Below are 19,582 nucleotides of genomic sequence, written 5' to 3'. Positions count from 1 at the left end.
AGCTTTTTAAAGAGATAGTTGAGCTGTTTAAACATGGCTCCAGAGCACTAGAAATGGTTATTACTAAGTTAAATACCTATAAATTTTAATCTCAATGTCATATCAATGAGCCAAAATGACCCTGACGAATAAAGCATGACTGCGCTAGCATGCAGACCAACATAGACTAAAGAAGCCACCCTAATGCGATATAACCTATTTACCAGCCATGCAAAATTAACCAACACTATCATTTTATTATTGGTTATTGCTGTAGCAATATGCGCTTACTTTGGCGAACTTAAGCAATGGCAAGAAATTGCGTGGCTCGATATTGTTGGTGAGGGCGGTATTGTGTTGATGACCCTCAGCTGGATAGTTGCATTACTTATTTCACGCCCGCCAGGCAAAGTAACCACCTTATTGGTGCTAGGTTTGGGTTTGTTTATGTTCTCAGCCACGCTCGATTTACTCGATGAGTGGTTAAAGCAACCTTCACAGTTATGGCTCACCTGGTTTGAATCACTGCCAGCGCCGTTTGGTATGTCGCTTACCAGCGTGGGGCTTTATTATTGGCATCAAGAACAGTTTGTTTTAAATCGCCAATTGCGTCGTCGTGAAGCGCATTTAAGAGAGCATGACAAAGTCTGCCCTGTAACAGGGTTATACCGAGTTAACTACTTACATTCACTTATGCAGCAACGACAAACAGAGCAGCAAGCCGCCACTTTAGGTGTTATTGATATTCGTGACTTTGCAAAGTTTAATGCGCAGTTTGGTTTTAGTGAAGGTGATAGATTATTGCGAGAAATCAGTGATTTATTAGTAATGAACTGCCGGTTAAACGATGTGCTATGTCGCTATGCCGGTGATTGCTTTATTGTGCTTATGCCGGGTACCAGCCAAAGCCAAGCCAAAGAGTTATTAGCGCAAATGAAAGCGGCGCTTAATCATTGTGCGTTTAAAGTCGCAAAAAGCAAAGGTGCCCAGTTTCAGCATATTTTAACTGCCACAATGACAATGGATTTAGCGCAAGATCCAGTGCAGCAAACCAGCCAGTTACATCAACAATTACAACAACAAAAGGCGCTCGTAGGTGCAGCAGTATATTAGCCTAGACGATAAATACCTCAGCGCCGAGGGAATTATCACTGCGCTGGTGGAGCTTGCTCAAGGACGAGGGATCCCGTTGCATAAGTTGCTGCGTGGTACAGGTATTTTTGAGCAAGATTTATATGACCTATCACAGCGTTTTAGTTTATCGCAGCTATTGGCTTTAATTAGCCAGTTTAAAACCTTAATGAAAAGTAACGACAGTAGCTTTTTACTGGGTCATCAACTGGTTAATGATTTTAGCCCAGCAATGCAAAGTGTCCGTTTAAGCCCGACCCTTGGTGCTGCGCTAAAACAATTGCAACATATTCGCGCCACATTAGCCCCTTTATTTTTTACTCGTAAGCATATTTTCCAAAATGACTTCTATCTGTACTTGCAGCCAAGTATCGGTATTGACGAATCGCTAAAAAATTATTGTTTTGAAATATACAGCGCTGCGTTAATGAGCTTACTAAAAAGAATGAGCGATCACTACCCGCACTGTTATTTTGACTTTACCTGTAAACGCCCGCGGCATATTCAAGAGTATGAGCAGCATCTAGGTTTGCGGGTACGGTTTGAACAACCCTATACTCGTTGGCACTTTGATAAACAACTGCTTAAGTGCCCAAACCCAGAGTCGAGCACATTGCGCTGGCAGCAGCGCATAGCGCAAAGTGAGTTACATAAGAATGTATCACAGTCTTTTGTTGAGGCTGTTTGCCAGTGCATTTACCGTGATAAAAACAACAGCCTTGCTAACAGTGCTGAGCATTTTGCCATGAGCTCTGCTACGTTTAAACGTAAGTTAAAACAACACGGTGTCAGTTATTCGCAATTACAAGATGAGCAAAATAAACTTAAAGCACTGCATTTACTTGGTGTGTGCCAGCAAGGCAATGAACAAGTCGCGATGCGATTAGCATTTTATGATATTCCTAATTTTCGCCGCGCTTTTAAGCGTTGGACCGGCATTACGCCGAGTCAGTTAAAAATATAATAGCCAATTTTAGCCACCCTAAGTTAGACTCATGTTATTACAATCTTTTATCGAGTTTTAATATGATTGAGTATCCTGTTGATCAACTCCCTCAGCTTATTGATGAGCTATTACAGTGCGACACCACAGCACGAAAAAACAAATTATTAGCAGATGCTAAAGAAAAACTCTCCACCGAGCATTTATCGTTATTATTCGAAGCCTTGCCAAAAGAGCAGCGCTTGGAAGTCTGGGAGTTACTTGATGAAGACACCCAACACGAAATATTTATCAACCTAGGTGGCGATAGTTGTCGTTGGCTATTACAAACCTTAGATGAAACCCAAGGTTTTAAATTATTAGACGAAGTAAGCGTTGCTGAGTTACTTGAACTGGAAGAGTTTATTCCCGAACGGTTTATTGCATACGCTCGCCAGCAACTCGATGAAGTACAAACCAAGCAATATGAATTAGCACAGCAATTTGATCCTGAGCAATTGGGTCACTGGCTTGATTTTGATGCTTTAAAAGTATCAGAAAAGCTCACCGTAGGTGGCGCACAAAAGATTTTACATAAAGGATTACCGCAATTTACCGAGGTCATTTATTTAGTTAGCCGTAAAGGTAGTTTAATTGGTGAAGTGAGCGTAAACGCGTTATTTAAAGCGGATGACGCAGATTCATTATTAGATTATGCCAACTTAGATGTAGCTTCACTGCACGCAGACGATGACTTATACGAAGCAGCAGAAGTCGTGATCCACAGTGAAAAAATGGCCATGCCGGTGGTCAATGCTGACAATAAACTACTTGGCCGATTAAAAGTATCTTCAGCCTACGAGTTACGCCAAGAAGTGACCGACGAAGCAGCGGCTAAAGCAGGTGGTTTACGTGAGGATGAAGACTTGTTCTCAAGTGTTGCAAAGTCAGCGAAAAACCGCGGTATTTGGTTAGGTATTAACTTAGCAACAGCCTTTTTAGCATCGTGGTTTATTGGCTTGTTTGGTGCCACTATTGAGCAAGTTGTAGCCCTTGCGGTATTAATGCCAGTGGTTGCCTCAATGGGTGGTATAGCGGGTAGTCAAACACTTACCGTAATCGTGCGTGGTTTGGCACTAGGGCAGGTGACCGATTCAAACCGCAAAGCGTTACTGAAAAAAGAGTTACGGGTAGGGGCTGTTAATGGTTGTGTATGGGCCATCGTGATAGGTGTGCTGACTAACCTTTGGTTTAATGACGTTATGCTTAGTATCACTATTACGGTCGCGATACTTTTAAATTTGGTGGCAGCATCATTGTCTGGAGTTATTATTCCGTCAATTTTAGACAAAATGAAAATAGATCCTGCGTTATCGGGGTCGGTTATTTTAACCACGGTTACTGATATTGTGGGTTTTGTTACCTTCTTAGGTTTAGGTAGTTTGCTATTACTTTAATGTATTAAAGTGAATAAAGGTAATGGCCTGTAAAAATTAATATGATATTAAATGATTTGATAAAGCAGTCATTTACATCGAAAATCATGTTTTTCTACTATTTTTGAAAAATTAGCTCTACAGCTTTGTTAACATACGATTAATTCATGTTATTGTAGGAATAATTATACACAGGCACAAAATGTAATGACTAAAGCATACCTTTATTTGCCATTATTTTATTTTTTTATATGTAAAGTTGCATTTGCTTCTGAGCACTTTAGCGATCATGAACAATATTGCTTAACCTTATCTACCGATAATTGTATTGAGCACATTGAAACCGCATTAGAAAGTGAGCCGCAATTTACTAAATCCTGGTATAAGCTTAAATCGCTTCAAATTGATTACCTATACGACACCTTAAATTTTGATGAAATTATCGTTCAAGTTGAGCCATTAATTGATTTAGAATCAACTCCAACGGTATTCAAAACCCAGCTATATTTTTATTACGCCAAAGCAATTTCACGCACAGACAAAGAACAAGCCATAATTTATGCTAACAAGGCCATTGCGAAGCTCGAAAATATGTATAGTGCGTTTGAAAACCCCTTTAGATTGCTTGAGCTTGCAAATTTACATTATGTTTTTGGTGATAAGGAACGCTCGTATAACTTGCTTTTGAATATTGGTAGCCGGTTTGCAAAAAGCAGAGACCCTATTTTTCATTTTGAACTTAATGCCAATAAAGCCAATGTGTTTCATAGCTGGGGAAATTTAGAAAAAGCACTTAAGTTTCGGTTACTAGCACTGGACGCAATTATTAATACCGATCATAAAAGTAAAATAACGTTGGCAATCGGCAATGTTGCCCGTACTCACCAATTACTAGCGAATTATGATTCAGCAATAAAATACTATGGTGACTCGTTTGCATACATGCAATACCCCAAAAACACAGGTACTCATGCGGTTTATACACTAAGAAGTGCTGAGGCGCATTGGCAAAGTAAACGCCACGATAAAGCGGCAGCTATGTTGAATGAGGTAGATAAAACGCAACTTAAACAAGGGCATTTGAATCTCTACATGAAACTAAAAAAAGACTTAAACTAACCAAAAAGCCCACTGCACTTCTTTAAATTAATAAAAAACACCTCTTACACTTTGTTCTTATAGTGTAAGAGGTGTTTTCTCAATTTATTTAAAATCTAGAGTGTTTGCGTTTTTATTAAATGACAAAAACCGTATCAAGCACTGGTAATGACTTTATTTCTACCGTCTGTTTTTGCTCTGTAAAGTGCGGTGTCTGCAGCGCAGACTAATGCTTCACTGGTGCGGTATTGATTATTAAATTCGCACGCAATACCTTGGCTCACACTAATTTTTACACCAGGTGGTAGGCCAATATCATTAAATGTCATTGCATTTATTTGTTGCTGAATACTCTTAGCAACCACGTTAGCACTTTCGCGGTTGCAACGCGGTAATATAATAGCAAACTCTTCACCGCCGTATCGCGCTGCTAAACAATCTCGAGAAGGCGTACAATTTGATATAACCTTGGCTATTTTTTGTAGGCATTTATCGCCTTTAATATGGCCATAAGTGTCGTTAAACTTTTTAAAGTGGTCTACATCGATGAGTATACAGCTCAAAGCTTGTTTACTTTGAATGCTGTCAGCCCAATATTTTTTTAATGACTCATCGAGCGTTAGTCTATTCGCTAAGCCTGTTAAATGATCGGTGGAAGCTTGTATTTTCAATTTATTATACATTGCTTTATGTGAGCTAAGATCGTGTAATACACACACATATAATTTTTGTGCACTGGATATACTATTTGGCATGCTTGACAGTGATAAGTCTGCTTCAATAATACTGCCATCGGCTTTATTTATTTTTACTTCGTTGGGGCCAAAGTTAAGTCGCGTGTCTTTTATGTCTAACCAGTTTAATAATGTATACATGTATTTGTCGCGATCAGTATTATATAAAAAGTCCAGTATACTTTTACCAATCAACCCTTGTTGTGAGTCCCCCAATAACTGAGCAGCTACCGGGTTAACAAACTCAAAACTACCGTGCTGATCAATCACAAAAATGCCTTCGGCAGTGCCATTAAATAATTCGATTAAGGCGCCAAATTGCAGATGAGAAAGTGAAGAACAAAGGCTACTGCCGACTTGATCTTTTTGTGCATGTGTAGACAACATTTGGCTGTTATTATTAGTTTGGTTAGACACGTTAATTCCTTTACGCTTTGCTATACGTTTTTGGTGTCTACTAATTTATGAAAAAAACAGCAAATATACCTTCTGGTAACCTTCTGGTTTTAAGTTGTTGATTTTAATGTTTTTATAAATAGTTCACAGGTTCTTAAAAAAGCTGTGAACTGTATAAACTTAGTGAGTACTAGCGCCTTAATTAAACCTCCTCTTCATTTTCCACTTGAGGATCACGGCTTTTATAGCTCTTTCCGTTGCACTCTACAATGAAAATCATACACACTACACCAGTATTTTTATCTGTATCAGCAATATGTATTGACTGGCCGTTCTCAATCAAAGAGAAACTAAAATCTTGAGCGCAGTCACCTTTAACATTTGTAAACCTTGCCTCTGTAAATGCAAAACCTTGCTCAATTGTTGCATCATCTAACGTGTAAATACCTAGGCTGTTTCTTTCGTTAACTGTTCCACCGCCAGATACTTTTTGACCATTTTTATAATAAGTAAATACGGCTTCATTATTACTATCTAGTTTAATGCTTACCGTAAAGTTATAGATTTTATTCTCGCTCATGTTACTTCCTTTTTAATGTGGTTTATAATGTGAAATCACTAATTCCTAAATCAATAAGTTTGTCTTTTAGTGTGTCTAGTTTACTTGCTTTATTTAAACAGCTGTATGCCTGAATGAGAGGGTAAATTTTATTTATACTTTTACTGTTATGATTTCTTTCATTGCTCGTGTTTATAATTTTATTGCATGCTGCCAGTTTCTCAAGTTTATTGCTAGCAAGTTTTGCTTTTATTATATTTATTTTTACAAAGTTTAAATAGTTTTCAGCTTTGCTGATGTCATTAATTTTCTCTTTAAAATCGGAGCTATTTTCAAGCTTGGCTAAAAGCTCTTTCGCTTCTTCAAAATATTTACGATTAATAAAGTAGTGAACTAGGCTAAGTTGGATGTTGATAATACTTGTGTTTGAAAACCCCTGCTGATTGACATAACCTATAATTTCTTCGAGTCTGTTACTCGTTTTGTTGTTTTCTAATAGCATCAACTGATATGCAAGAGACCGATAGTATTTTCGTATGAAGTTTTTATTTTCTGGATCTTGAGTTATTGCTTGCTCTATTGCATCCGTTGCTTTCACTGCTTTTAAATAGGCGCTATTTTTTTGAGGGAAGTAACTTAAAAGATAGCTTTGTTGCATGTAAGTATTAGTTAATAAGTTTAGTAAGCTAGCATCCTCAGGCTTTATAGCTAATAAGGTATTTAGCTGAGCTATTGCTTGGTCAAGCATATTAAATGCTGCGTTAAAATCACCTAAATTTTCTTCTGCTTTAGCAAGCCAGCTGATGGTGTCGGCTTTATCGCGCAATAAGTTTTTATTGTTTGGCTTTAGTTCAAGGGCTTTGTTTTTAAGGGCGAGTGACTTTGTAAACCGTTGCTTCGCGGCAGTGTAGTTAAATTGCTTTAAATACAATGACCCTAATGAATTATGTGAATATGACAGCTCCATAATGGAGTTAAAGTCATTCTGTGCTAACGAATACATGGTTTCACTATAAGCGTGGTATTTTTTAAATAATGGCTCAGTGGCCGCGTAGTCACTGTTATCATAATTAAGTTGACCCAACCAAAAGGCATTAGCCCCTGCAAGCGTGAGTAGCTCTATGTTGTTTGGTTGGGTTTTTAATAAGGCCTCAAGACGAGTGCGGGCGTTTTCAAAGGCGGTAAAGGCTTCGTCTGTTTTACCGCGGGAATAGGCCACTTCTCCCATGGCCTCAAGGGTTTGTGCATATTGAAAGCGGTTGTTAAAGTCAGCTTGGTTATCGGTGAAATTAAATAATGAGTCGTTATGCTGTTGGTTAGTAAAATATTCCAGCGCTTTATTACTTATACCATCGAGTAAGTCCATGCGTTTTACGCTACGTAGTTTGTCAGCAAATTCACCTACCATAAAGCCGAGCAAACTTTCTGCTTCTAGTCGTTTTTGCTGGGCTACTTGCTCAGCGTGATAGCTGCGTACACTCATCGTAATGGCAATGACACTGATAACAAAAAACACCGCAGTGGTTAATTGTAGTAAGCGTTTATTACGTTTTGCTTTTTTGTTTGAGGCTTTAAGTAGAGCAGCTTCAGAGTTTGCTATTTTAAACAGTGGGCTATTAGCAATACTTTGCGCTTCTTGCAGTGGTTTACCTTGAGCTAATAAAAAGTCAGGGTGCTTTTGCTCGTTTAGCCAGCGCTCAGCAGCGTGTTGCAATCGGCTTTTTATGGCAAGGCTTTCTTGGTGTTCACTTATCCAATCAATAGCGCGCTGCCAATGACGCAGTAATGCTTCGTGGGCTAGGCTAAAGCAGGCTTGCTCATTTTTAAGGTGTGATACAAATAAGCGGCTGTCGACCATCGCTTGTACTAATTGGGTTTGCGCTGGGTTACTTAGCTCATCCCAACGTGCAGCGCGGCTGGTGAGGGTTTCACCATCGGCATTTAAGGTAATTAATCTTGATAATATTAACCCTAGCTCAGCTTGTTGTGGTTTGGGTAATTGCGTAAATACTTGTTCGGCTTTTTGACCTATTGCGCCTTCAATACCGCCTAAGGCTTGGTAGTGTGAAACCAATAACTCATCATTTTCACTGCGTTGTAAATAGAGTTGCTGCAAGGTGTATTGCAACATTGGCAGGGCGTCAGGGTTATTAATGGTGTCGTTACAGAGTATTTCATCCAGCGGTGTTTGGTGCTCAGGATCAAGCTGCCATTTAAGGCCAGCAGCTAAAGCTGGAAGGCGGATCATCTGTTTTAGCTCAGCGCGTGTGGGCGCGAGTAAATCAAAATGAGCCCCATTTGCTTTGCCTGCCATTAAGCTTGATTGGCTTACAATGTGTGGATAGAAGTCATTTCGACAGGCACTAAATATAATCATGCAATCGCTGCTAGCAAACAACTCTATAAGAGTGAGAAATTGACTGCGTTCTTGCTCGCTAAATAACGCCGATGACAGCAATACTTCAAGGCGGTCAATAAACAAAAATAAGTAAGGTTTTAAGTGGTTTGTTTTTTGTTTTAATGCGTGTTTACATTGCTCAATAACTTGCTCTGGTGACGTTATTAATAATTCGCACAACGCATCTGCACTAATATCATTGAGCACAGGGGCATCGTTAACTTCTAAATCTAGTAAAGTCGAAGCTAAATCGAGCAGAAGTCGGCCTTTATTAATATCGGCAAAGTCGAGCTGACAGTATGATTCAACCCGAAAACCATCGTAGCCCACTTCGCTTAGCAATGCAGGCAAGACACCGGCGTTGACTAATGAAGACTTGCCAGAGCCACTTGAGCCAAGCAATAAACAAAACGAACGGCCATAACTTATTTGCGCAGACGTACGCTGTAGTAATGTGGCGATTTGTTTGGTGCGACCAAAAAATACAGTGGCTTGCTCAGGCGAAAAAGCACTTAAACCAACAAATGGTGAGTCGCCTTGCCAAGGGGTGTTACTTGCTTTTTGTTCGTCATCAAGCACAAAGCGAATAGGAGCAATAACGCGATAACCTCGTTTACGAATGGTTTCAATAAACTGAGGACTGCTTGCTTTATCATCAAAGGCTTTACGTAATTGGGTGATAATTTTATGCAGCGGGTTATCGCCTACGTCTACGTTTTGCCAACAGTGGCTAATAATTTCATCGCTAGTAAGTAGCTCACCTTGTTTTTCACATAGCAATAATAGAACGTCCATCGCTTTGGGCTCTAGTTGCTTGACCTTTTCACCTAAACGAAGGGTATTTGTAGCTGGGGTAACTTGCCAGTCACCAACAAAAAAAATAGGGGAACTCATGTATCACTCATTATTATTAGAAACACTATTAGCGTTGATAACTCTATCATGCACTGAGTATTTTGGTTAATACAATACTATGAGATTAACAGCAAGTGAGCGGCTGCTATTACAACTAAAAAAATAGTGAAAAGTCATGTTTTATACTCTTTAAGTAAAGCTTGCTTGACTATTTGCTTGTTCTGTCTATTATTAAGTCAAGTTAACTTTACTTCTAAGGCGGAAAACATGAAAAAGTCAGCACTTACATTTGAACAGCGCAATAAAAAAAATAACCTTAACCTTGCTAAATGGACGTCGGCGTGGGTAATTACACTCGCGATTGCTTCATTTGGCCCACATATTTTATGGCAAGAAGATGCGCTTTTTAGCGTGGTAGCGATTGCTATTAATGTGGTTGTAGGAATAATGATGATCATGGCAAATAAGCGCCAAATTAAAGGAATGGACGAGCTGCAACAGCGGTTACACTTAAATGCCATGGCGATTACGTTAGGCGCAAGCTTAGTTTTTGGTTTGGCTTATTCTGTGGTGCAATCGAGTGGGTTGCTGCAATTTAAGGAAGATATTTCACATTTAGTATTGTTTATGGGGCTGACTTATTTGATCAGTGTACTAGTGATGAATAAGCAATTAAATGATGGAGATGAAGAATGAAAAACCGCTTGAAAGTCTTGCGAGCAGAGCATAACTACACTCAAGCGAAACTCGCCGAATTATTAGATGTGTCGCGCCAAACAATTAATGCGATAGAGAAAGGTAAGTTTGATCCTAGCTTGCCTTTAGCATTCAAAGCCGCTCGTTTATTTAATTTAACAATTGAGGACATCTTTCAAGATGAATAATAAACTACACTTAGTTGATCCTAATTAGCATAATTAAGGTATTGTTGTGATTGTGTATATTTATCGAATAGTACGGAGCAGTTAGATGAAGAAGTTAAGTAGCGTGGTGTGTCTGTTAGCCATTTTATTAGTGGTGTTGCCTGGGCCTTTGTATAAATGGCAGTTAATTGAGTTAGGGACTGCATTTACCGGGATCCGCTATGGTGTGTTTGCTGCAATGGCAGGGGCTGTGCTACTTGTGATTCAAGCTGGCTTTTTTCGAAAGCAAACCAATTGGGCTGTGTTTGGCGTAAGCTGTGTGTTTGCGGCAGTGGCAATTGCTATGCCTCTAAGCATTATGAATAAAGCGAAAAGTGTACCACCAATACATGATATTTCTACCGATGTAATAACACCGCCGGAATTTATTGCTATTGCACCGTTACGCGCTGATGCGCCAAACCCTGTTGAATATGCAGGTGCAGAAACAGCAGCACAACAGTTAAAAGCCTACCCTGAGCTTGCCACACTTAATTATAAAGAAAACACCAAGCATGTGATTCGTGTTTCTATCGATACTGTAAAAAGTTTAGGCTGGGAACTTGTTAATGCTGACGTTGATCAAGGTATTATTGAAGCTACTGATACAACAACGTGGTTTGGCTTTAAAGATGATGTAGTGATAAGAGTCGTTGCACATGGTGACTCAAGTGCGTTAGATATTCGCAGTAAGTCACGCGTAGGCAAAAGCGATTTGGGTAAAAATGCTGAGCGCATTAATCAATTTATTGAACTATTGAACAAAGAGCTTACTGCTAAGTAGATATACTCATTTGCATGCTGCCCTTAGGTAGCATGCGGTTTAATTACAAAAAGGGTGCGACAATTTGTCGCGTGTTCACATTAATAAACACGCTATATACTTTGAGCACCTTAAACCTGTTGTAATTAAAGAATAAAATGAGCAGCAAATTATCACTTTCTAACTCTCACTACCCACTCACTCCTTTAGCACTGTGTATCGCAAGTTTACTTACTCCCTCAGCCTTTGCTGATGATTCAATTGAGCACATTGAAGTGCAGGGCCAACACTTAAATTCACACGCTAATTTAGGCACTGCAGATCAGCTTTTAAATGACTTAGGTGTCGATTTTTCAGCTGCGGGTGGTGTGTCTAACTTACCAATTTTAAATGGAATGATGGGCGATAGAGTCAAAGTGTTAGTGGATGGTGCAGATTTAACTGCTGCGTGTGGTAATCAAATGAACCCGCCTTTGTCTTATATTTCAGCTAACCAGATTACGTCATACCAAGTGGTGGCGGGTGTATCACCCGTAAGTGCGGGCGGTGATAATATTGCAGGTGTTATTCATGTTAATTCTATTGCTCCTCAATATAGTGAAAGCGAAGAAATTAACTGGCATTCAGGGTATGCCTCGGCACAGTATCGCAGTAGCAACAACGCAAAAGCGATTGGACTTGGTGCACGGCTGGCCAGTAATACCTTTAGTTTAAATTATCAAGGCTCTTTTGAAGATGCCAAAAGCTATGAAGATGGTAACGGCGATTTGGTACTAGATACGCTTTATAGAGTGCAAAACCACGCACTCACAGCCGCACTACGTGATAAAAAACAACAGGTTGTTGTGAAGCTAACGCATCAAAAAATACCCTTTCAGGGTTTTCCTAATCAATATATGGATATGACCGATAACACCAGTTATGGCGTTATCGCCCAATATAAACGCACCATCGATAGTGGGGATTTTCAAGCACAAGTGAATTTTAATGATGTGCAGCATGAGATGGGTTTTTTCACCGATGAAAAAACAGGCATGATGCCAATGAATACCGATGCGCAAGATATGAGTTACCAACTTAATTGGCGCTTGGACCTTAATGCCGACAGCACATTGTTATTAGGCCAAGAATATTATGGTTACCGTATTGATGATTGGTGGCCTGCGGTTGAAGGCTCTATGATGATGGGGCCAAACGAATACGTCAATATTAATGACGGCGAGCGTGACCGCTTCACTGGATTTGTAGAGCTGCAACATCAACTTAATAAAAGGTGGTGGGTGTCAGCAGGTGCGCGTATTGAGCATGTTAAAACAAATGCAGGAGAGGTTCAGCCATACAGTAATATGAGTATGAGCGATGACATGGATCCGATGTCAGGTATGAGTGATATGTCGGATATGGGGGGAATGCATGGTATGAACATGACTGATCCAAACCAAGAGGCCGCTAAAACCTTTAATGCCATGGACAGGGCGCGCAGTGACACACTTGTTGATGCCAGCTTATTGTTGCGCTATCAATACAGTGATAATGACGAATTACAACTTGGCCTTGCGCGTAAAAATCGTGCGCCTAATTTATATGAGCGTTATAGCTGGGGTGTAAGTACCATGGCCGCAAGCATGATAGGCTGGTTTGGTGACGGTAACGGTTACATTGGCAACCCAGATCTAGACGCAGAGACTGCACATACTATCAGTGCGCGTTATACTAAATCAGCGCATGACGACACGTGGCAAGTCAGTGCAAATGCATGGTATACCCAAGTAAATGATTATATTGATGTAACCGTTGTAGGCACTACGCAGCGCATGAATATGGCATCCACTGAACGCAATAAACTACAATTTACCAATATGGATGCCACGCTCTATGGTGCGAAGCTTGAAGGTGCAGTACGCATAAGCGACACTAAGCGTGCAGGCACATGGGACTTAACAGGCGCTATTACCGCAACACGCGGTGAGAGAGATGCCTCTAATGAGCCGCTTTATCAAATTATGCCATTAAACAGTAAATTCTCGCTAGCGCAAACCATAGGTAAATGGCAAAACTCACTCACGTGGCAATGGGTCGACAGTAAAACTCGCGTGGATCCACTGCGCCTAGAAAACCAAACCGATAGCTACCATTTGCTTAACATAGAAACAAAGGCAACTTGGGATAACTTAACGGCTAAATTTGCGATTACTAACTTACTTGATGAGTATTATCAACAGCCATTAGGCGGAGTGAGTATTGCAGAATTTAAAGGCGACATGAGCAAAGGTTTTAATCAGTTAGCAGGGCAGGGACGTTCTGTTAATCTTGGAATTAGTTACGCGTTTTAAGTATAAAAGGCACGATAATCAGTTATCGTGCCTTTTATATATGAGCTTTCAATGCAACTTTAGCGAGTACTAAGCATTAATAAAGTTAATTGACAGCAGATACAGTAAACGTTTTTTCATACAATGTGGCTTGGTTTGATCCCATAATAGTTAACTGCCATTTTCCCGGTACGGATGTTTCATCCAATGTGCGCACCGTTGACCATTCTGAAAATGGATTACCCCATAGTGTTTGGTAATAAACGTACTCGTTTTGGTTTGGGTCATCAGGGGTGAAGTACCATTTAGTGAATACCACTAACCCATCTCTTCTTGAGTCGAGTCCCTTTCTATCAAGCGTAAACTCAACACCAAAGCGCTGCTTACTATCCAGTTTATAAACAAAGTTATCGAGTTTTGATAGCTGTTCAACTTCAGAGCGGCCATTGTATTTATCTGATAAAACGAGTTGGAATAAACCAGACCTTTCAATGCTAATTTCAGTTGTATCAAAATCGAGGCCAAACACCGTTTTTAAGGTTGTTTGCAGTGTGCGTAGTTCAGTATCAGAATACTCACCCTCAAGCATCATAATTGCGAGTAGCTCACGTATATCTTCACGTGTATTAGTGTCAACTTTATCGCCGTAAGTGTTTAATAAGGAAAAACATTTATTAATGTCTTTGGTTTCATCGTTAGCAATACAGTGAATCATGGCTAATTTAAACGCATTGATAACACTTTGTTCTTCATCAAACACCGCTTTAAAGTGTTTGGCAGCTTTTGCATAATCAGGCGTAACAAGTTGGCTAACGCTATAGATAAACCCTAAACGTTCTTGTGCATTGATATAGCCTAAATTTGCAGAGCGGGTGTAATAGTCAATGGCTTTATTTATGTCGATTGCTGTATTTTGACCGCGATGATAATAACTCCCCACGTTAAACGTTGCGCGGTCATGATCAAAATCGGCAGCAAGTTTATAATAGTTAAAGCTTTTATCTTTTAATGATGTATCTACACGACTACTGTTAAAGGTATCAGCAAGCAAAATGTGATCGTGCTTTAAGGCTTCTCTTTCTGACTCAGTGTTGCTTTTTACGACTTCTTTTAGCTTGAGTTTTCGCTGTAAAAAATCAGAAACTAGCGCGATTTCTACTTGATCATAGTACCAGTTGTTATGGCCGTGGCCTGAGTATTTAAAAAAGGCTTTTTCAACATCATGACCTAATTTATTTAAGACATAGTAAAAGCGGTTGCTTTGTTCAAAGCCAGAAGTGTCATCTTGTTTACCCGCGATGATAAGGATGGGCGCTTTTAATGACTTAGCTTGGTATACCGGAGAAATATTTTGCAGGTCTTGGCTGTATTCACCCACAGTACGGGTAACAAATTCACGGTAGTCTTCTGTGAGCGCGTAATTACTTGCATTGTAAAGAAGGGGTAGATCATAAATACCAAAACCGGCTATTACGCACTCATAAATATCAGGGTGCTTAATAGCAAGCATAACGGCAGAGTAGCCACCATAACTTGAACCTATAGAACAGGTATGTTTATAGTCATTTTGGCTACGGACATGTGCAACAGCCGCTGAGATATCTTGTTCTATAAGGTTGCCAAATTGACCGACACCGCTTTCTAAAAAGTCTTTACCAAAGCCTGCTGAACCACGAAAGTTAACCTGTAAAATTGAAAAACCACGGGATGCTAAGTATTGTACCTCAGGGTTAAACTCATCACTTTCTCGCACACCGATTGGTCCACCATGGGGCATGACTAACAATACTTTTTTATCATCTTGATTCGGTGTTGTTAAGTACCCTTCAAGCGAGGTGCCGTCATGGGCTTCGAAGTTAAAAAATGTCGTTTTAGCGTATTGAACATTTTCCATCTTAGAGATGGAAAACAGCAGTTCGAGTTTATTGTTTTGGGCATTATACAAATAATACTTGCCAGGCTCAGTTGCAGAATGATTAAACAGTAGATTTAGGGTGCCATCTAACGAGCTACTCATCCAAAAAAACTGCTCACCTTCCAGTGCATTTGCAATACTGTTATGTAAGTTTGAATATTCATCTTCAAAGTAGTGGGTGGTGTATTTGCCATGCTGTATATACGATGCTGAAACCAGTTTACCTTTACTATTGAGTTCAGCTGATTGGATATCGTATTTGGGGTGGGCATAGAGTGTGCCCGTGATAGTTTGGGTGCGTATATCAAATGTGCTTACTTGGCTTTTATCTGAGTTTTTATTCGTGATCACCGCAACGGAGTGTTGATTGATAAACCCGATTGGTAAAAATTGGTAGTCAGCATCAGTAATCGTAAAGAAAGGAAGCCACTTTTCGGTGCCTAGTGTTTTATAAAAAAACGCTAAGCTTTCGGTTTCTAAATCCAGTTTTACAGTAAACAGTTGTTGTTTGTGATCATCGTAAAAGTACGTGTCAGCCCCTTTTAAACCAGCTTCTACAGGGGAGTATACGGCAAAATCATTACTATAAAGGCTTTCAATGGGCACTTTATAGAGTGATGTTTCCCCCTTGGTTTCTTTAGCAAATAGAATGTGTTTCGTGTCATTTATAAGTCGGCTAACTAAATAACCTTTTGCTTCTACTCTTTTTTGAATGAGGGGGGGCTTACTGTCACCTTCGCCTTCAGTGATGTTAGCAATAAGGTTGAAGTCTTTTTTCTTATGGTTATTAATTCTCAGCAATACATGATTGTTATCAAGCCATTCGTAATTATAAAATCGAGACTTTTCTTCTAGTTGTAACATGCTATGCACTTTCAACGTGTGTGTATCGATAATGTTCAGGTTGGTCGTTTTATCTGCTTGTAACTCAATAAAGCTGATCCAGCGCCCATCAGGCGATAAGGAAACTTGGCTTTTATTGGGCGAGTACATTAAATTTTCACTGGAAAATATTTCAGCATGGAGAGGGCAAATAAAGAAAAGTAAAATGAGTAGTTTTTTCATTACTTAATCTCCCGCTTTGCTAGTGTTTGCTCGATAAAAGGGAAAAATAAGTCTTCGCCTGGCCCGCCATAGTTTAACGACCGCCCAGCTAATATTGTGGGATAATTGCTTTCAACAAACTCAATGGCTTGTGAGCTTTTATTTTCTAAGACAATCTGTGAAGCGGTATACCAAAAACCACGGGTCGTGATATTTAAGTGGCCCACATAATTGATTTTGTTGGCGGCAAGGGTAAATTGCCATTGTTCTTTCTCATCATCAAGATCAAGGTAGGAATAGTTATTTAAATTGATGCGAGAAATTGTATATTCCCCAAGCGGGAGATTGGCTAAAATGTAGTTGCTACCGCTGCGAATATCTTGTGCGGTTAGTATGAATGACTTAGGGCCGTCGACATAAATTGCTTTCAAGTCTCTATTGGTTTCAATACCAATAAGTAAGTAGCCTTCATCGATTTTGCTGAGTGTGTCTTTATCTGCTTTTATATTGTCTATTTTAGATGCGCATGCAGTTAGCAATAACATCCCACAGAATAGTAAAATCCGTTTCATTTACTCGTACCTTATTTTTATTATTGCTAACTAAGATACTCAAAATAAAGCGGTTTGTTAAGTGTTTAATATACTGTTTATAACAATAATTTAACTTTAAGACTGTTGTTCATCTTCAAGCGCTAACTTTTCACGATCAGCTTTTGACACATAGGCAGGTTTATTACTTTTATGTAATTTAGCGTTTGCGCGCTTATCTTTCTTTTGAAATTTAGTAACGATTTTCTTTCTGCGGTTCATTTTTGGCTGCTGCTAATGCTTAAAATTGGTGGCGTAGTATACAGCGTTATTGTATTTATAAGCTAATTAAATATCTCACTGAGTGAAATAATAACTTCGTCGGTACAACGCTGGCTTAATGTGTCTCTACAGCGTTACAATTGCGGTGTCTTCTTTCCCTTTCATTTTATAGGAATTTGCTTTGAAAAAGTTTGCTTTAGCGAGTCTTGCATTAATGGCCGCAAGTAGCCATGCGAATATTGACCAAATTAGTCAGGATGCTGCAAAGTACGCAGTAGAAACCTATCAAGACACCCAAATTCATACCTTGGCTAATTTAGTTTCTTACCCAACGGTTAATAAAGAAGGGGTTTCAACATTAACAAACCCTGATTTTATTGGCTTTAAAGCGTTATTAAAAATGAAAGCGGCTGCACTTGGCTTTGACTACCAAGACTTAGGGCACACAGTGCTAATAGGCATGGGTGAACAAAACGATAAAGTAACCATTGTAACTCATGGTGACGTGCAACCGGCTGATGCGAGTAAGTGGCAACAAAGCCCGTTTAAAATAGACAGCACCTCAGAGCCGGGTAAATTAATCGCACGTGGAACAGAGGATGACAAAGGCGCTATAGCTACAGCACTTTATGCAATGAAAGCTATAAAAGATCAAAATATTGAGCTTGAGAACCGTATAGAGTTAATGGTTTATTTAGCCGAAGAGTCGGATTGGGAACCGCTTGAAGAGTTTATGAAAACTTATCAGCAACCTAAATACGCGGTCACCATTGATGCATCCTATCCTGTGGTTGTCGCTGAAAAAGGCTGGAGTTTAGTTGCGCCCACCTTTACAGGTACATCACCTCAATCAGGTGTATATGTGAGTGACCTAAAAGGTGGCGCATTTGTTAGCCAAATTCCAGAGGATGCCAGTGTTGTGTTACATAACGCAACCGATGCAGATATTGAAACCCTTAATACTAATATTGCTACACTCAAGGATGTTAAAGTAGCGGTTACTGAGGTTAATCAAGGCATTAAAGTATCAGTAAAAGGCACGTCAGCGCATTCATCTGAGCCTGAGGCTGGGTTTAATGCCATTGCTCACTTGGCAGAGGTATTTAAAGGTATCGAGCTTGAGAACAACAGTGACGGTCAAGCCATAGAGTTTATCAACCAGCTTATTGGCCTTGATTTATATGGTAATAACTTTGGCGAAATTGCGTATAGCCATGACTTTATGGGCCCGATGACGGTCTCACCAACATTATTAAAACGCGATGGTAATGATATTACTTTATCTGTAAATATGCGCCGCCCTGTTGGTAAAGATGAAGCGAAATTGCAACAGCAAATAGATAAAGCTCTGGCAAATTGGCAAGCGAGTAATCAAGTGCAATTAAAGAACACTGATATCGTGATAGGTACACCAATGTTGCTTGATAGCGCGCCGCATGCTCAAGCATTACTAGATATATTTAAACATTTTACCGGTGACGAAGATGCAGGCTTTGTATCAATTGGTGGCGGTACGAACGCGAAGTTATTTGAAAATGCCGTATCGTTTGGCCCATCTATGCCAGGTAAAAAATACACAGGCCATTCAGAGCATGAGTTCATTACGGTTGAGCAGCTTAAGTTAAACCTCAAAATGTATACCGCGATGATGATCAGGTTGGGCAATATGTAATTTACTTAAACTCTCAATAATAAATCTATCGCTAGCTACTATTTTTAAAGCGAATTGCATTGAGCACATTAGTACACCTCTTAACCAAAGAGCTGGTTAAGAGGTGAAAAAGCCTAAAGAGGCAAATGTTTTTTGAGATTGATTATTTAAAGTTCAATTTAAAGTCTAGCTGAGTAGATAGCCCTTCTTGCTTAACGGGTTTTCCTGCTACTGTTTTAGGGCTATATGTCCATTTACCCAAAGCCTCTAGCGAGGTCTCTGCAAAACCTTTATGTGAACACTCAATAATCTCTGTATCAGCCACTGCGCCTTCTTCATCAACTGAAAATCTTAGTTGGCACCAACCTTCAACCCCAAAACGCGCTAATTCAATAGGATACTTAGGATGGATCCTAATAATAGGCTGTGCATCTTTTGAGTTGTCTGGCGAATCTGCGAAGACAGGAAGGACAAACATACTCATTATAATAATTAACAAAAACTTCATTTTAAGCTCCATTTAATCGGTTAACAAAGTTTAACTTTGTTAACATACCATACTAAATAATTGCGTTTATAAGTAGAGTTGAGCTGTGAAAAGTTATAAACCATGCCTATAACATTAAAGTTATCGCTTATGTATTAGGTTTTTTAAATAGGCTGTGCAGTAAAGCA

Annotated in this window: 16 protein-coding genes; 9 read left to right on the top strand and 7 right to left on the bottom strand. The window is 39.5% G+C overall.

The window, feature by feature from the left end; genetic code table 11:
* Nucleotides 1-183: 183 nt before the first annotated feature.
* From ACHUE3_RS14875 to ACHUE3_RS14860, 4 genes are all read left to right on the top strand, one after another.
* Nucleotides 184-1,092, top strand: coding sequence for a GGDEF domain-containing protein (locus tag ACHUE3_RS14875; RefSeq protein WP_394193153.1), 909 nt, complete (start codon nucleotides 184-186; stop codon nucleotides 1,090-1,092).
* Nucleotides 1,076-2,074, top strand: a complete 999-nt coding sequence (locus ACHUE3_RS14870; protein ID WP_394193152.1) for an AraC family transcriptional regulator ligand-binding domain-containing protein — start codon at nucleotides 1,076-1,078, stop codon at nucleotides 2,072-2,074. The genes ACHUE3_RS14875 and ACHUE3_RS14870 overlap by 17 nt, the downstream gene beginning before the upstream one ends.
* A gap of 62 nt (nucleotides 2,075-2,136) precedes the next feature.
* The gene (locus ACHUE3_RS14865; protein WP_394193151.1) at nucleotides 2,137-3,489 is read left to right on the top strand and encodes a magnesium transporter; all 1,353 of its coding nucleotides are present in this window, start codon (nucleotides 2,137-2,139) and stop codon (nucleotides 3,487-3,489) included.
* Nucleotides 3,490-3,675: 186 nt separating this feature from the next.
* Nucleotides 3,676-4,587, top strand: a complete 912-nt coding sequence (locus ACHUE3_RS14860; protein ID WP_394193150.1) for a tetratricopeptide repeat protein — start codon at nucleotides 3,676-3,678, stop codon at nucleotides 4,585-4,587.
* Nucleotides 4,588-4,721: 134 nt separating this feature from the next.
* Here the strand turns inward: ACHUE3_RS14860 and ACHUE3_RS14855 are convergent, their stop codons facing one another.
* From ACHUE3_RS14855 to ACHUE3_RS14845, 3 genes are all read right to left on the bottom strand, one after another.
* Entirely contained in the window at nucleotides 4,722-5,717 is a 996-nt protein-coding gene (locus ACHUE3_RS14855) for a sensor domain-containing diguanylate cyclase (protein WP_394193149.1), read from the bottom strand.
* Nucleotides 5,718-5,898: 181 nt separating this feature from the next.
* The gene (locus ACHUE3_RS14850; RefSeq protein WP_058560005.1) at nucleotides 5,899-6,276 is read right to left on the bottom strand and encodes a DP-EP family protein; all 378 of its coding nucleotides are present in this window, start codon (nucleotides 6,274-6,276) and stop codon (nucleotides 5,899-5,901) included.
* A 22-nt stretch (nucleotides 6,277-6,298) separates the two neighbouring features.
* Nucleotides 6,299-9,547, bottom strand: coding sequence for an nSTAND1 domain-containing NTPase (locus ACHUE3_RS14845; protein ID WP_394193148.1), 3,249 nt, complete (start codon nucleotides 9,545-9,547; stop codon nucleotides 6,299-6,301).
* A gap of 228 nt (nucleotides 9,548-9,775) precedes the next feature.
* Here ACHUE3_RS14845 and ACHUE3_RS14840 point away from each other — a divergent pair, with 228 nt between their 5' ends.
* From ACHUE3_RS14840 to ACHUE3_RS14825, 4 genes are all read left to right on the top strand, one after another.
* Nucleotides 9,776-10,204: a hypothetical protein gene (locus ACHUE3_RS14840; RefSeq protein WP_058560003.1), complete on the top strand. Its 429-nt coding sequence runs from the start codon at nucleotides 9,776-9,778 to the stop codon at nucleotides 10,202-10,204.
* A complete protein-coding gene (locus tag ACHUE3_RS14835; protein WP_394193147.1) occupies nucleotides 10,201-10,392 on the top strand; it encodes a helix-turn-helix transcriptional regulator in 192 nt (63 codons plus the stop codon). Before ACHUE3_RS14840 ends, ACHUE3_RS14835 begins: the two co-directional genes overlap by 4 nt.
* 85 nt (nucleotides 10,393-10,477) lie before the next feature.
* On the top strand, nucleotides 10,478-11,194 hold the full coding sequence (locus ACHUE3_RS14830) for a DUF1499 domain-containing protein (protein WP_394193146.1): 717 nt from the start codon (nucleotides 10,478-10,480) through the stop codon (nucleotides 11,192-11,194).
* Between the two features lie 137 nt (nucleotides 11,195-11,331).
* Complete coding sequence (locus ACHUE3_RS14825) at nucleotides 11,332-13,506, top strand: TonB-dependent receptor plug domain-containing protein (protein WP_394193145.1); 2,175 nt, start codon at nucleotides 11,332-11,334, stop codon at nucleotides 13,504-13,506.
* Nucleotides 13,507-13,591: 85 nt separating this feature from the next.
* Here the strand turns inward: ACHUE3_RS14825 and ACHUE3_RS14820 are convergent, their stop codons facing one another.
* The 3 genes from ACHUE3_RS14820 to ACHUE3_RS14810 all read right to left on the bottom strand — a co-directional run bounded on the left by ACHUE3_RS14820 (nucleotide 13,592) and on the right by ACHUE3_RS14810 (nucleotide 17,256).
* Nucleotides 13,592-16,465, bottom strand: a complete 2,874-nt coding sequence (locus ACHUE3_RS14820; protein WP_394193144.1) for a prolyl oligopeptidase family serine peptidase — start codon at nucleotides 16,463-16,465, stop codon at nucleotides 13,592-13,594.
* Nucleotides 16,465-17,016: a hypothetical protein gene (locus ACHUE3_RS14815; RefSeq protein WP_394193143.1), complete on the bottom strand. Its 552-nt coding sequence runs from the start codon at nucleotides 17,014-17,016 to the stop codon at nucleotides 16,465-16,467. Before ACHUE3_RS14815 ends, ACHUE3_RS14820 begins: the two co-directional genes overlap by 1 nt.
* A 96-nt stretch (nucleotides 17,017-17,112) precedes the next feature.
* Nucleotides 17,113-17,256, bottom strand: a complete 144-nt coding sequence (locus ACHUE3_RS14810; protein ID WP_394193142.1) for a DUF2986 domain-containing protein — start codon at nucleotides 17,254-17,256, stop codon at nucleotides 17,113-17,115.
* Nucleotides 17,257-17,437: 181 nt separating this feature from the next.
* Between ACHUE3_RS14810 and ACHUE3_RS14805 the strand changes: the two genes are divergently transcribed.
* Entirely contained in the window at nucleotides 17,438-18,928 is a 1,491-nt protein-coding gene (locus ACHUE3_RS14805) for a dipeptidase (protein ID WP_394193141.1), read from the top strand.
* Between the two features lie 142 nt (nucleotides 18,929-19,070).
* Here ACHUE3_RS14805 and ACHUE3_RS14800 read toward each other — a convergent pair whose 3' ends face one another.
* On the bottom strand, nucleotides 19,071-19,415 hold the full coding sequence (locus ACHUE3_RS14800) for an energy transducer TonB (protein ID WP_394193140.1): 345 nt from the start codon (nucleotides 19,413-19,415) through the stop codon (nucleotides 19,071-19,073).
* Between the last annotated feature and the right edge of the window lie 167 nt (nucleotides 19,416-19,582).

It is taken from the genome of Pseudoalteromonas atlantica (assembly GCF_043641955.1).
Taxonomy (GTDB): Bacteria; Pseudomonadota; Gammaproteobacteria; order Enterobacterales; family Alteromonadaceae; genus Pseudoalteromonas; species Pseudoalteromonas atlantica_A.
The sequence above is the reverse complement of the archived record's forward strand: the minus strand, read 5'-3'. Positions and strand labels throughout refer to the sequence as shown.

Bases quoted from the DNA above. Each gene is read 5' to 3' on its own strand.
- ACHUE3_RS14845 (WP_394193148.1), bottom strand. From the start codon at position 9,547: ATGAGTTCCCCTATTTTTTTTGTTGGTGACTGGCAAGTTACCCCAGCT.
- ACHUE3_RS14815 (WP_394193143.1), bottom strand. From the start codon at position 17,016: ATGAAACGGATTTTACTATTCTGTGGGATGTTATTGCTAACTGCATGC.
- ACHUE3_RS14840 (WP_058560003.1), top strand. From the start codon at position 9,776: ATGAAAAAGTCAGCACTTACATTTGAACAGCGCAATAAAAAAAATAAC.
- ACHUE3_RS14860 (WP_394193150.1), top strand. From the start codon at position 3,676: ATGACTAAAGCATACCTTTATTTGCCATTATTTTATTTTTTTATATGT.
- ACHUE3_RS14850 (WP_058560005.1), bottom strand. From the start codon at position 6,276: ATGAGCGAGAATAAAATCTATAACTTTACGGTAAGCATTAAACTAGAT.
- ACHUE3_RS14875 (WP_394193153.1), top strand. From the start codon at position 184: ATGCGATATAACCTATTTACCAGCCATGCAAAATTAACCAACACTATC.
- ACHUE3_RS14865 (WP_394193151.1), top strand. From the start codon at position 2,137: ATGATTGAGTATCCTGTTGATCAACTCCCTCAGCTTATTGATGAGCTA.
- ACHUE3_RS14830 (WP_394193146.1), top strand. From the start codon at position 10,478: ATGAAGAAGTTAAGTAGCGTGGTGTGTCTGTTAGCCATTTTATTAGTG.
- ACHUE3_RS14820 (WP_394193144.1), bottom strand. From the start codon at position 16,465: ATGAAAAAACTACTCATTTTACTTTTCTTTATTTGCCCTCTCCATGCT.
- ACHUE3_RS14825 (WP_394193145.1), top strand. From the start codon at position 11,332: ATGAGCAGCAAATTATCACTTTCTAACTCTCACTACCCACTCACTCCT.
- ACHUE3_RS14800 (WP_394193140.1), bottom strand. From the start codon at position 19,415: ATGAAGTTTTTGTTAATTATTATAATGAGTATGTTTGTCCTTCCTGTC.
- ACHUE3_RS14835 (WP_394193147.1), top strand. From the start codon at position 10,201: ATGAAAAACCGCTTGAAAGTCTTGCGAGCAGAGCATAACTACACTCAA.
- ACHUE3_RS14810 (WP_394193142.1), bottom strand. From the start codon at position 17,256: ATGAACCGCAGAAAGAAAATCGTTACTAAATTTCAAAAGAAAGATAAG.